The organism is Vibrio sp. Vb1554 (assembly GCF_033344235.1).
The window spans coordinates 11463-24344 of sequence record NZ_JAWPOJ010000046.1; the positions used below are offsets into that span (position 1 = coordinate 11463).

General features: G+C 44.5%; 11 protein-coding genes and 2 pseudogenes. 1 reads left to right on the forward strand and 12 read right to left on the reverse strand.

Going from position 1 to position 12882, the window contains the following annotated elements:
- Window positions 1-612 precede the first annotated feature (612 nt).
- Together R8N28_RS22415 and R8N28_RS22420 are read right to left on the reverse strand one after the other, a co-directional pair.
- Window positions 613-1035, reverse strand: coding sequence for a DUF805 domain-containing protein (locus R8N28_RS22415; RefSeq protein ID WP_005379526.1), 423 nt, complete (start codon window positions 1033-1035; stop codon window positions 613-615).
- Window positions 1036-1197: 162 nt separating this feature from the next.
- Entirely contained in the window at window positions 1198-1545 is a 348-nt protein-coding gene (locus R8N28_RS22420; protein WP_017820736.1) for a 5-carboxymethyl-2-hydroxymuconate Delta-isomerase, read from the reverse strand.
- Between the two features lie 269 nt (window positions 1546-1814).
- Between R8N28_RS22420 and tpiA the strand changes: the two genes are divergently transcribed.
- Window positions 1815-2585, forward strand: coding sequence for a triose-phosphate isomerase (tpiA, locus tag R8N28_RS22425; protein WP_213971934.1), 771 nt, complete (start codon window positions 1815-1817; stop codon window positions 2583-2585).
- A 97-nt stretch (window positions 2586-2682) separates the two neighbouring features.
- Here the strand turns inward: tpiA and galU are convergent, their stop codons facing one another.
- The 10 genes and pseudogenes from galU to R8N28_RS22475 all read right to left on the reverse strand — a co-directional run.
- Window positions 2683-3561 carry a UTP--glucose-1-phosphate uridylyltransferase GalU gene (galU, locus tag R8N28_RS22430; protein WP_213874570.1) on the reverse strand — a complete coding sequence of 293 codons (879 nt, stop codon included), beginning with the start codon at window positions 3559-3561 and terminating at the stop codon, window positions 2683-2685.
- A 48-nt stretch (window positions 3562-3609) separates the two neighbouring features.
- Window positions 3610-4614 (reverse strand): NAD-dependent epimerase, encoded by a 1005-nt coding sequence (locus R8N28_RS22435; protein WP_213874571.1) that lies wholly within the window; start codon window positions 4612-4614, stop codon window positions 3610-3612.
- 68 nt (window positions 4615-4682) lie between these two features.
- Entirely contained in the window at window positions 4683-5849 is a 1167-nt protein-coding gene (locus R8N28_RS22440) for a nucleotide sugar dehydrogenase (RefSeq protein ID WP_213971933.1), read from the reverse strand.
- Window positions 5850-5946: 97 nt separating this feature from the next.
- A complete protein-coding gene (locus R8N28_RS22445; RefSeq protein WP_213971932.1) occupies window positions 5947-8049 on the reverse strand; it encodes a YjbH domain-containing protein in 2103 nt (700 codons plus the stop codon).
- An 887-nt stretch (window positions 8050-8936) separates the two neighbouring features.
- Window positions 8937-9356 (reverse strand): annotated as a pseudogene (locus tag R8N28_RS22450) (IS110 family transposase); the annotation flags it as partial.
- A gap of 721 nt (window positions 9357-10077) precedes the next feature.
- Window positions 10078-10473 (reverse strand): type II toxin-antitoxin system death-on-curing family toxin, encoded by a 396-nt coding sequence (locus R8N28_RS22455; protein ID WP_213916540.1) that lies wholly within the window; start codon window positions 10471-10473, stop codon window positions 10078-10080.
- The gene (locus R8N28_RS22460; protein ID WP_005397970.1) at window positions 10473-10643 is read right to left on the reverse strand and encodes a hypothetical protein; all 171 of its coding nucleotides are present in this window, start codon (window positions 10641-10643) and stop codon (window positions 10473-10475) included. Before R8N28_RS22460 ends, R8N28_RS22455 begins: the two co-directional genes overlap by 1 nt.
- A 555-nt stretch (window positions 10644-11198) precedes the next feature.
- Entirely contained in the window at window positions 11199-11783 is a 585-nt protein-coding gene (locus R8N28_RS22465) for a thrombospondin type 3 repeat-containing protein (protein WP_318104921.1), read from the reverse strand.
- A gap of 29 nt (window positions 11784-11812) precedes the next feature.
- Window positions 11813-11971 (reverse strand): hypothetical protein, encoded by a 159-nt coding sequence (locus R8N28_RS22470; protein WP_213896859.1) that lies wholly within the window; start codon window positions 11969-11971, stop codon window positions 11813-11815.
- 42 nt (window positions 11972-12013) lie between these two features.
- Window positions 12014-12682 (reverse strand): annotated as a pseudogene (locus R8N28_RS22475) (type II toxin-antitoxin system HipA family toxin); the annotation flags it as partial.
- Between the last annotated feature and the right edge of the window lie 200 nt (window positions 12683-12882).

Sequence of the window (12882 nt, forward strand, 5' to 3'; positions counted from 1 at the left end):
CAGTTCAGAATGACGGTGAGTTTAACAGCCTCTAAATCAAAAGAGTGCGTCATTCTAGCGAGCCTTAGCGAGACTAAAAATCTCGTCACAGCAAGATCCTATTCTTTCCCGTTCAGCTTAACCACTGCTCAACCGGACGATAGATTCTGAATCACGCTCGTCCCTCGCAGTTCAGAATGACGGTGAGTTTAACAGCCTCTAAATCAAAAGAGTGCGTCATTCTAGCGAGCCTTAGCGAGACTAAGGATCTGGTAACAGCAAGCTCTTACTCTTTCACACTCACCTTAGCCACTGCTCAACCGGATGATAGATTCTGGACCACGCTCATTCCTCGCTGTTCAGAATGACAGTGGCTTTAACAGCCTCTAAATCAAAAGAGTCCGTCATTCTAGCGAGCCTTAGCGAGACTAAGAATCTAGTAACAGCAAGCTCCTATTCTTTCCCGCTCAGCTTAACCACGGCTCAACCGGACGATAGATTCTGAATCACCTCGTTCCTCGCTGTTCAGAATGATGATGACTTTAACAGCCTTCAAACCAAAAAGGAGCGTCATTCTAGCGAGCCTTAGCGAGACTAAGAATCTACTTTCAGCACGCACGGTACTTGAAGCGATTACTCCGGCTCAGGGCCATATTGGTTTGGTCCTGATGTCCCCTTTAAGAGACCACATTCAATTAGAATCCATAAACCACAAATCAGAGAAATGGAAGCGACGAACATCTGTGGGGTCGACGGCTCTTGCGCGGCAGGGCTGGTCATTGGCGTGGCAATTCGTCCGATAATCAGCGGAATATTCAGTGCTAGCCAATAGATCGATTTGTTGCGGTCGTGCCAACGTTTGGTGGTGATCGCCAAATCAGGGATCAGCAGAACCACCAAGAAAATAGGAAGAAGCACATAGGAGAGAGTAGGAAGCAGCTGGCTGATACCGGCACCAAAGCCTAGAATGGACACATAGTAAATGACGTTCCAAATCCAGTAGGTTTTACGGTTTATACGTCCTTGAAAAGAAAACAGTAACTCTTTAGTCGACATCAAATTTTACCCCAAAATAGAAAGGTTATAGATTAGCCGAGTCAATATAGTTTGGAAAGGACACCGATAGCTTGGGTGCCCACAACGCCCATATAACAAGCAGAGCCAGGCTGAGAATTCGTAACAATAACCCCTCGCTATTCTCGGGCAATCCAGCACCACCTAGTTCACTACCTTTTGGAAGCTATCTATATCCATGTCTCGGATATTGACCGTTAAACTGTGCACGTGACTAGCTTGCTCTTGAAGAGTCGCCATCAAGGCTCGTGACAGTTCTCGCTTTTGTTCTTGGGAGCGACCAGATAACAAATCAAAGTTGATATGGATAAAATCGAGGCTATCTCCCTCCTCTCCTATTAACCAATTGTGGCACCGGAGCGTTCTAGATTTCACTGACGCGAGTTCAAAAAGGCCACTTTCTAACGCCGTTTTATGTAAATCCTCCAGCAACCCCTGAACATTGACGCGTTCTTCCACCGAGTTTGAATACTCTAAAACGAGATTTGGCATTTTGATTCCTTTCTACAACAATTAATTCCAGCGCGTAGTAATACCAATCTCAGCAGCAATTTCCGAGGAATGAACTATCATTCTGTCTACGCGATCACCAATCGGTTGCTTTTGACAAAAATAACAGGATCGATGCTTGGTCGAATCAACAAAGAAAGCCGGACAAGACATGACGCCAATCATGATCTGTTCACATTATTCTGTTATATTCCTACGTAGATTTTTTACATTAATTGACTATTTACATTAAAGATAAGGGAGATATTCCTATGCGTCGTCCTGTAGTGATGGGTAACTGGAAACTAAACGGCAGCAAAGCAATGGTAACTGAGCTGCTAACTGGTCTTAACGCTGAACTTGAAGGCGTTGAAGGTGTTGACGTAGCAGTCGCTCCACCAGCACTTTACATCGACCTAGCAGAGCGCGTAATCGCTGAAGGCGGTAACAAGATCATCCTAGGTGCTCAAAACACTGACCTAAACAACAGCGGTGCGTTCACTGGCGATATGTCTCCAGAAATGCTGAAAGATTTCGGTGCTACTCACATCATCATCGGTCACTCAGAGCGTCGTGAATACCACAACGAATCTGACGAGTTCATCGCCAAGAAATTCAACTTCCTAAAAGAAAACGGTCTAACACCTGTTTTCTGTATCGGTGAATCTGAAGCGCAAAACGAAGCTGGCGAAACTGAAGCTGTATGTGCACGTCAAATCAACGCAGTTATCGACACTTACGGTGTTGAAGCTCTAAACGGCGCAATCATCGCTTACGAACCAATCTGGGCTATCGGTACTGGTAAAGCAGCAACAGCTGAAGACGCACAACGCATCCACGCTTCTATCCGCGCACTAATCGCAGCGAAAGACAAAGCAGTTGCAGCACAAGTAATCATCCAATACGGCGGTTCTGTTAAGCCAGAAAACGCTGAAGCTTACTTCTCACAACCAGACATCGACGGCGCTCTAGTTGGCGGTGCTTCTCTAGACGCGAAAAGCTTCGCAGCAATCGCTAAAGCAGCTGCTAAAGCAAAAGCTTAATCTCGTTTTTACTGAGAGTAAAAATAACAAAGGGATGCATCATGCATCCCTTTTTGTTTGTGTTGTACAGTCGGAGTACCTAATAGGAAGTTCCGATTTACGCTGGCTCGGCAATTTTCACGGTTGGCTTTTTCGCTAGCTCCGCACTGGAATCTTTCTTATAAAGGTTCTCGTAGCAGTAATTTGTAGCTTCAATGTAGCCTTCTACACTACCGCAATCAAAGCGTTGACCTTTAAATTTGTATGCCAAAACACAACCAGATTGAGCTTGTTGCATCAGCGCATCGGTGACTTGAATCTCACCACCTTTACCTGGCTCTGTATTTTCAATCAGTTCAAAGATATCAGGTGTCAGAATATAGCGACCAATAATCGCTAGATTGCTAGGTGCAGTGCCTGGTTCTGGCTTTTCCACCATGTTATCAATGCGGAAGATATCATCTTTGATCATCTCGCCAGCAATCACACCGTATTTATGCGTTTCTGATTCCGGCACTTCTTGTACCGCAACGATTGAACAGCGGAACTGTTTGTACAGCTCAACCATTTGAGCTAGAACGCCTTGGTCCTCATTCACACAAAGGTCATCCGCGAGCACAACAGCAAACGGTTCATCACCGACCAGTTCACGTCCCGTAAGAATAGCGTGACCTAAGCCTTTCATTTCACGCTGACGGATGTAAGTGTAACTCGCAGAATCAATCAAAGAACGAATATCATCAAGCAGCGCTTCTTTACTTGTACCGCTAATTTGATGCTCTAACTCGTAGTTTTTATCAAAGTGATCCATTAACGAGTGCTTACCACGACCAGTGACGATGCACATACCGTCCATACCGGCTTCAATCGCTTCTTCAACACCGTATTCAATCAATGGCTTATTCACCACTGGCATCATTTCTTTCGGCATCGACTTAGTTGCAGGAAGGAAACGTGTACCGTAACCCGCAGCTGGGAATAAACATTTTTTAATCATTTTGTTCAACCTAACTCAACTAATAGCGAGCACTCAGCTCGCTATTTATTATTTGTTGTAAAACTCTTTATACCAAGAGACAAACTCAGCAACTCCTTCTTTTACTGTTACTCTTGGTTTGTAACCAGTTGCAGAAAATAAGTCTTCTGTCTCCGCGTAGGTTTGATAAACATCACCAGGTTGCATCTCTCGAAAGTTTTTCTTAGCTTCAATACCCAGTTCATCTTCAATTGCTTTAACAAAGTCCATTAGGTTAATCGGTGAACCATGGCCTATGTTATAAACGGCGTAAGGCGCAGAGCTACTTGCTGGAGTACCAGCTTCAACGGTCCAGCTATCATTACGTGCAGGCAACACATCCGAAATACGAACCACACCTTCAACAATATCATCCACATGAGTAAAGTCGCGCCACATATCACCATTGTTATTAATATCAATGGTTTCACCGTCAAGAATCTTTTTAGTGAAAATAAAAGGAGCCATATCAGGGCGTCCCCATGAACCGTAAACGGTAAAGAAACGTAGGCCGGTGGTCGGAATATCGTATAGATGAGAATAACTATGAGCCATTAGCTCATTAGACTTTTTGGTTACCGCATACAGTGACACCGGGTGATCAACACTATCAGATGTAGCAAATGGCACTTTGGCATTTAAGCCATATACAGAACTAGATGATGCATACACTAAGTGCTTAACATCATTTTGACGACAACCTTCAAGGATATTCAAATGCCCTACTAGGTTAGAATCTGCGTAAGCATGAGGGTTTTCTAAAGAGTAACGTACGCCAGCTTGTGCGGCCAAATGAATCACACGATCAAATTTCTCTGTCGAGAAGAGTATTTCCATCGCAGAACGATCAGCAATATCAACGTTCAAAAACTTGAACATAGGATGCTCAATACGGGCTAGTCGAGCAAGTTTCAAGTTTACGTCGTAATAATCATTTAGATTGTCGATACCAACGACTTCATTTCCTGCAGCATTTAATTTCTCTACTGTTGCACTACCAATAAAACCAGCCGCACCAGTCACTAAGTATTTCATCAGATTAATTACCTTAATAAAACGAAAAGCCAGTCAAATACGACTGGCTTACTATAATATTGTTTCAGTTAGTCGCTACCAAACAGGTCTCGTGTGTAGACTTTATCAGCTACATCAGCAAGCTCTTCAACCATGCGGTTAGAGACAATCACATCTGCACTCTGTTTAAACTCATTCATATCTTTGATTACACGTGAGTTAAAAAACTCACCTTCCTTAAGTACTGGCTCATATACCACTACTTCAATACCTTTCGCTTTAATGCGCTTCATAATGCCTTGAATAGACGAAGCGCGGAAGTTATCTGAACCAGCTTTCATAATTAAGCGGTAAATGCCCACTACTTTTGGCTGACGTTTGATAATGGAGTCTGCGATAAAATCTTTACGAGTGCGGTTTGCATCAACAATTGCACCAATGATGTTATTAGGAACTTCTTGGTAGTTTGCTAACAATTGCTTTGTATCTTTTGGTAAGCAGTAACCACCATAACCGAATGACGGATTGTTGTAGTGATTGCCAATACGAGGGTCTAAGCCTACACCTTCAATAATTTGGCGCGCATCAAGGTTATGTGCTTCAGCATAAGAATCCAGTTCATTGAAGTAAGCCACGCGCATCGCAAGATATGTGTTTGAGAACAACTTAACCGCTTCGGCTTCTGTAGAGTCAGTAAACAAAACCGAGATGTCTTCTTTTACCGCACCTTCAACTAAAAGATTAGCGAACTTCTCTGCACGTTCGCTACGCTCACCAACGATAATGCGAGACGGGTGTAGGTTATCGTAAAGAGCTTTACCTTCACGAAGAAACTCTGGAGAGAACATAACATTCTGACAACCGAGCTCCTCTTTAATACGCGCAGTATAACCCACAGGTACAGTCGACTTAATCACCATAACCGCATCTGGATTAATTGCCATCACATCTTTAATCACTGCTTCAACTGAAGAAGTATTAAAGTAGTTCGTTTGAGGGTCATAATCCGTTGGTGTGGCAATAACAACAAACTCTGCGCCTTTGTAAGCCAGCTCTTTATCTAGCGTCGCGACAAAGTTGAGCTCTTTGTTTGCAAGAAAATGTTCGATTTCCGCATCAACAATTGGAGACTTCTTGTCGTTCAACAAGTCCACTTTTTCTTGGATAATATCAACCGCCACAACCTCATGGTTTTGTGACAATAACATGGCATTGGACAAACCGACGTAGCCCGTGCCTGCTACAGCAATTTTCATTTTTATTTCCTATTATTTAACTGACGCTAGCATATCAAAACACCTGCACTCTCGGTAGAGTACAGTGATTAACTCAAAGCCTAACTAGCAACACAACTTAATTCAATTGAGTACCCAAGTAACGCAAATAAGCGTTGCGGATACGCAGCTTGTTCTGCTCAAAGTACTCTTGACCATAACGGCCTCGGTTAAAGTAGCGACGAAGCATACTATTATCCATTACGAGTTCATCACCCTGGCCTGCCGCTAAATGGTTAGCATCATTACCAACCCGTGTCGTAACGTTGAAATCATAAGCCTCGTTACCACGAACTTGTATCACTCCCGGCGACATATCGCGCCATGGCGTTAATGGCAGTTTTACTGACACAGTGACAAACTGCTCTTCGTCTGTATCATTAAACTTTGTCACCTGATAACTTGCTGATACTTCTATATCTTCAAACCAATGTGAGGTCGTGAATTTTGCGCCGACATCCCCCTTCCAAAACTCGCCAGCAGTTGCATTAAACTGCCAATCCCACTCCGGCATAGAGAATGTATAACGAGTTAAAAAGGTTTGGCGGTCTGGATTCGCATAACCATTTTTGTCTTTTTCGTCTTGATGTTGGAAGTAGCTCATCTCTAGCCCCAACTCATGGTTGCCCGATTGAGAGAACCAAGCTGATTCGCTGCGCGCACCGATATAATCCGACTTAACCAAGCCTAGAGAGACCTGGTTAGCAATATCGACATATGGTAAACGGAAGAACTGATGCACCATTGCACGCTCAATCTCGTTCTCGTACGCGCTGTCTTCGAAATACCCATCTTCTTCAAAATCGTCACTTTCTGCTAAAGGTAAAATATGACGAACATCAATTGCCGCGCCAGACCATAGGTAGGTGTATAAGTTGCTAGACATAGCAAAAGAGTAATCATACACACCGTACTCGGTTGCAAAACCATGCCTTACCATAGGAGAAAGCACGATCTGCGAATCTAAAGTGCCTGAATTAACTCGCTCCGTTTTCCAATCAACCATGTCTAATCTTTCCGGTAAATCGCGCGTGATAAACTGAATGTCATCACAAGCTGCGCTACCATTGACAAAACTTTGGTAACAGTTAGCGTCAGACAAAACGCTGACCACTGGTTTTTGGTTGGCAAGCATCACAAGTTCAAATTGATCCGATGCAGCACCTATATCTTGCGCCGCATTTTGACCTAAATGGCTCGAAACAATACCCAGAGCGACACCTAGTCCGTCAACTTGATTATGGTTGTAGCGACGGTTTTCTAAAGCGACTACAACTTTGTCATTTGATACGCCCACTTGAACATTAACGAAGCCTTCATTTTTTAACGCACTAACCAAAGAGGAAATTGACGCTTGTTGCGCTTTGTTTTGCTCAACGACTAAACGATCCATTAACGTCATATTATTCTTCGCGTAGTCGCGAGAGCGAGAGTATTCCGTTATCAATGGCATCGAGAGTGCAGCACTCCAAACGCTTGAACCATCCGATTCATGACCAGAATAAATCTGGTAGCTTAATGAGGCAGTTATATCATTAGGCAGTAAATTATCGGGAGTAAACACTTTTATAGAAGAGTTGAATTCTACTGAATCGTACTCTCCTACTAGTTGAACAAAGTCAAAAGGTTGGTATTCAAAGCCACCAAAAGGGCCATCTAGAACACCCATCAAACGCTCTTCTGACTGACCGAAACCAGCAGAAACCCTTAAGGGAAGTGCATTAAACGTATAATCAGCGACGGCAAAATTAGTCATGAGCTTAGTTGCAGCACCACCGACATCTTGCATACCTAAAGCAAAATCTAAGTTCTCATTCCCCCAAAAATTGGGAACCTGATACTTCAGTGATAGTGATAAATCTCGAATACCGCCACAGCCTGTTTTAAAACAGTTCGAGTTATAATCATAAGTAACGATACTACCGTGAGCCTCTAACCCTTCAATGAGGCCGAAAGATACTTTGATAGAATCTAAACCTTGCACCTCGTCAAGCCAAGGGCGCCCTTGGGCAAAAGATACACCAAAGTTGCCATACTCTTTCACTTGAGCATTAGGTGTAAAAGTCAAGCCGGTAAAGCTCTGATTGGAGGGGAAGCGCTCTAATTGTTCAGTTGCCTTTGCTATCCCCACATAAAAAGGCAATGAACATGCCACAGCCCTCACAGTTATCATTTTTATCATTGGTCATGCCACTACTGAAGTTTAAAATACTTATTTTTCATTAACTTTACATTTGCATCAAGTTTCATTTTAATTAATGCGCTGTCTAACCAAAGCTAGCAACCAAGCTTGATATAAAAACTTCCACACAAATAGCCTCGAAAGAGACATATTTGCCTAGTAAACATAGCTCTTCCAATACACATATTGCTACATTATTTTATGCTGAGAGCGGCTTTGATGTTCGCTCACCGTGAACTGAGTGCGTTAGATCAGATGATATGGAGCAAACTCAAGTGATATCGATGTCATGCTAACCTATCTTTACTAGATCAGTTAGAATTTCAATTCGGCGCCTCATCACAAATTACGAACTTTCTTCTCACTCCATCTCCATTGAGGATGCTAAATAAGTATGTGAATACCTCATTTTTCGTAACACCGCTTAAGACTTGAAGGTTCAATTTGTTGGGAGCAGCACGGGTTCTAATGCACGGACGACGTTCACATCGTTGCAAATAAAGTAGTTCGAACGTTTCGCCAAAGCCTTGCCCTCTGCGATGAAGATGTATTTCTCACGGCCAGCGTTGGCATCAGTATCTATCCGCACTACGGCGGCAACAAAGAGGCTCTATTAAAAATGCCGATACCGCGATGTAGCAAGCGAAGAAAGCGAGACGGAACCGTTATGAGTTCTATACCTCGTCCCTCAACCAAGCACTGCAACAACGGACACTTTCATCACAACTTCGCTACTCTTTGCGTCGTGATGAGTTTAAGCTGGTTTCCCCCGAGTTCGACGTTAAAACCGAGCGATAGCTCGCATGTGAGGCTCTCCTCGGTTGACACCATCAGAACCTAATCAAGCAATGTCACCCGATATTTTCATCCCGATTGCGGAGCGTTCCGATCTGGTTCGACAAGGCAGTTCTGTTCTCCACCAAGCGTTTACGGACACTGCGTATAGCCTTGAGGTCTTGTTGCTCAACAGACTTAACAGGAACAAAATGAATATCAGGCCTAGAAAATGCTTCGTAAATTGCTCTCGCATCATTAGCATCGTTCTTTTGCCGCCCAACAAATGGCTTTACATGCTGAGCTGGGATAAGAGCTACGCTATGTCCAAGCTCTTGAAATATTCTGCCCCAATGATGCGAAGTTGCGCATGATTCCATCGCAATAGCCGTTTTCTCTGGTAATTGCCGGACTGTATCAAGAAGCTTGTCACGCTTTACCTTTCGGTTTGACAAGATTTGTCCATCAGAACTCAACACGCATACTTGAAAGAGGTTTTTGGCTATATCGATACCGACAACTTTAATAGACATGATGATTACTCCTGCTCTTACTGGTTGCACCATTAGTTTGATACAACGGTGCTAGAAGGGAGGTGCGTCCATCACATCAAAGCCTTAGGTTATCGCCACTGTTCGCTTTACTGTCCCCCTGACGATATTCATTACCATCCTGGGTAAACAGAGGGGGATCTTGACAAGTTGTTGCTACAGTCTTCGTCACGACAAACTTAATTAGCCCGCATTTCCTGTACCGTCGATCGATAGTGAGCGCAATGTGCAGTTCCCATACGCTGATGTTTCAAGGGATATTGGCGCCAAAGTCCGGTTCCCGTATCGCCCCCTTTTCCGAGGATAGAGTTCTCACACGACGTTTTGCCACAGATCGCCAGCAAAAAATACGAGCAAAATATCAACAATGTATACGTTAACCCTAATAAAGAGTGAAATTTGGTAGAGACGAATACCTCTAGAGAGTGAAAGTCCGCCCTATTTTTGGGTTCAGTTTGTCAGACCGCAGAGTCAGGCCTTATTTTGGGTTCGGTTTGCCAAAACGCAAAGTCAGCCCCTATTTTGGGTTCACCTTGCCACCGATGCGATGAGGTCGGCACGTGCTCAGGCTAAGATCAGGGATGGCCTGGGCTCAGAGGCGATGGGCACCGATTGTGCCGTTATTGGGAGTGAACTAAAAAATATCTGCCTTGCTCCTGCGATGAAGTTCAATATCAACGATCTCCTCAGGATCAATTCTGACTCAACACTCAAGCCCCGCCGCGTATTGTGCATACAAAATATCCGCGAAATCCGCTTCGGTTAATACACCAAGCAAAAGATCTCTGACGGCATCAGCAAGTAAGGCGTTGTCGATGACAATTTCAAACTCATTAAGTGATAAGTATTCAAGCGCGACCATCAGCCCCGTGCGTTTATTTGCATCAGGTAGGGCGTGAGCGATGGCAATACTTGCCGCATACTTTGATGCAATATCAAAGACATCTTCCAGACCATCATACGCGATCGCATTGTCAATTCGACCCAATGCACCTTGCAGCTTTGGTATATCCACCTCTCCCTGCATACCTGGCTCAGTCGCTAAAATAAACGAATTTATTTCAATCACTCGCTCGAATGGAAAACAGATGATATCCATCACATATCCGCTAATTTCGTGAATGTCTTACGATGCGTTCTTAGCGCTAACTTGGCTTCAGAACGCACAATTTGACGCCCCTGCATCCCACTCAAGTCTAACTGCTTGGTCGCTTTTACTTTCGGTCTTTTTACCTGTGGCACTCCATAGGCTGACAAGTCTTTGCTCATGAAACCTTCTCTCCATACGACTTCTATCTCTTCATTATACTACCGTTTTTCCTTCGATGCCCTAAGGCTTTTTAACCCTACTTAACCATCGCCAAGATAGCATGGTATAAAAAATCACCTGAGACAGTTGATCGAAAGGATCACGAAAATGAGACGTTTTCGATCAAATTAAAATCTATAGAAACAGGAACTTAAATTAAAATAAAAAGAGTGCCGCCTATTGGGCCAGAAGCCCCGTCATCACTGGGCTGCCACTTCGCGCGGCGCTCAGGCCAGATCGGCGACCCGCCATGAGACACTCACCGGCCTTCGCCGCGCACATTGAGACAGTATTACCTTGTCGCCACCCAATGCATTCGCTTGTCTCATGCGCCCCGTCTGCCGGGATCGCCTGGCTGGTTTGACGCGTTGGCTTACGCCAGTAGGGCAGCACGGCGGGATCATGGCGAGCCAACCTCTGCTACCTCGGCCCGTCTGCCCTTCCCTCCATTCCTCACGCTAACACAAGAAAACCCCAGCATGGCGGCTGGGGTTTTGACGGTGACGGGAATGACCCTACTTTTTTTTACCACACCTTGACTGAGCTGCTGTGGCGACAATGGCACCCTTTTCTGGTTCCGTTATAAAACCATCCGCGGCAAAACTATTCGCGGTCTGAGCCACGGTTGACACGTATTGGCCATGATTTTTCCATTTATCATCACATTGCACCAATTGCTCAATCGCGCATCCATCACCATTCACGACCGAGCCGAGTGGCGTATTGGGACATTGGTCTTGATCATTCAGAATACCATCTGAATCAAAATCGTTCGTCATGGTGATCATAAAGGACGCAAAGTCCAGTTCGCCTGTTTCTGTGTCATTTCCAAGCCACCCCGTAGCGGTAGGAATAAAGTCATGTTGTAGAGAGCGCCCCGCACTCACATAATAAATGCCCGCCTCTGTCGGTGCAAAAGACTCAAAAGTGAAATGCCCAGAAGGAGCGCCTTGCCTTGTAGAAATTGGGCTACCCACTGTCCGCGTCTGACCAGACCACAAGCCTAAATTGACCGGAGTCGCGCCATTTTCTGCGGCTGGATCGTACCACGCTACGTACAGTTGAATGATACAAGCCGGGCAGTATGACGTGTCTGTCACTCCCCCCATTTCATAATCGCCTTCAAACGTTATGGCGCTACAGGTTCAATGATCGCCGTATATCCATCCACAATACCATTGTCAGTCGCCGTCACTTGTGGATTAGTGAAGACAACCGCATTGTGTAATAAAATGTTGTAAGTGACGTCATCAGACACATCAATCGCTTCTGCGACATTTACATCCACTTATCGTCTACAAAGCCATGGCGAATTTGATTTATCCTACACTTACAGCGCCTTAAATTTTTCTACCATATCCTTATCAATCTCCTTGATTAGATTAGGTGACAAGCCCAGATGTTTGGCCTCATGACTAAACGAGCGTGTTGTTTCAAATATTTCCTCAGCCATAACCATAATCGCTTTCTTTGAAGACACCCCCGACTGAGCAGCTAACTGGTCTAGTGCGCTCTTTGGCGTTCGGCCATTACCACCAAATGCCGTCATATGCTCTTTGTAAGGGTTAGGGCTGTAAACAATGTCGTAGAAAGGCGATAGCGTCCAGTTATCGGCGTCACTGGCAAGGAAACTGAAGTTCTTACTGTGATCATCTTGATTAACCGTTAGGTAATTAAATATGCAGCGCTTAATGAGCTTCTGAGACTCAGTGACACTACACATGATGCGCGTAGCTTTAACTAAATCCACATAGTCCAAAGAAGGCTCTCGAAACGGTGCATCTAACAACCCACACGCAGAAATCATATGGATTCGACCGCCTTGCTCGGTGCAATCAAATCGTTCCTGCTCTAGCCAAAATCGTCCATTACCCGCATCAATTAAATCAAAGTCAGGAACCTCAATGCCGACATTACGGGCCATCTGCATGTAGCAATATTCGACTAATGATTCAGAGTGCTTCAAGTCAAACTTTTCAGATGTCAGCTTTACGATAAGCTTTGTTCCTAGTGCGTCATCTAATGTTGAATATTGCCCATTCGATGTAAGTGTTCACCAAGCCCCTATTGACAGAAAAAGTGTGACACTCAGCACTTGATCCATTCTTGGCTATTGAGTGATCATTCCAGTGCTTCATCCTGTTTGTTATGAGCAGAAAGAAAGCCCCTAAATATCAAGAGGAACCGCCCGTAGCCTCT

What these genes read in the sequence shown, in the direction of transcription:
- R8N28_RS22415 (WP_005379526.1), bottom strand. Translation starts at nt 1,035, where the DNA reads ATGTCGACTAAAGAGTTACTGTTTTCTTTTCAAGGACGTATAAACCGT.
- R8N28_RS22420 (WP_017820736.1), bottom strand. Translation starts at nt 1,545, where the DNA reads ATGCCAAATCTCGTTTTAGAGTATTCAAACTCGGTGGAAGAACGCGTC.
- R8N28_RS22455 (WP_213916540.1), bottom strand. Translation starts at nt 10,473, where the DNA reads ATGGATATCATCTGTTTTCCATTCGAGCGAGTGATTGAAATAAATTCG.
- R8N28_RS22440 (WP_213971933.1), bottom strand. Translation starts at nt 5,849, where the DNA reads ATGAAAATTGCTGTAGCAGGCACGGGCTACGTCGGTTTGTCCAATGCC.
- R8N28_RS22445 (WP_213971932.1), bottom strand. Translation starts at nt 8,049, where the DNA reads ATGATAAAAATGATAACTGTGAGGGCTGTGGCATGTTCATTGCCTTTT.
- R8N28_RS22435 (WP_213874571.1), bottom strand. Translation starts at nt 4,614, where the DNA reads ATGAAATACTTAGTGACTGGTGCGGCTGGTTTTATTGGTAGTGCAACA.
- galU (WP_213874570.1), bottom strand. Translation starts at nt 3,561, where the DNA reads ATGATTAAAAAATGTTTATTCCCAGCTGCGGGTTACGGTACACGTTTC.
- R8N28_RS22460 (WP_005397970.1), bottom strand. Translation starts at nt 10,643, where the DNA reads ATGAGCAAAGACTTGTCAGCCTATGGAGTGCCACAGGTAAAAAGACCG.
- tpiA (WP_213971934.1), top strand. Translation starts at nt 1,815, where the DNA reads ATGCGTCGTCCTGTAGTGATGGGTAACTGGAAACTAAACGGCAGCAAA.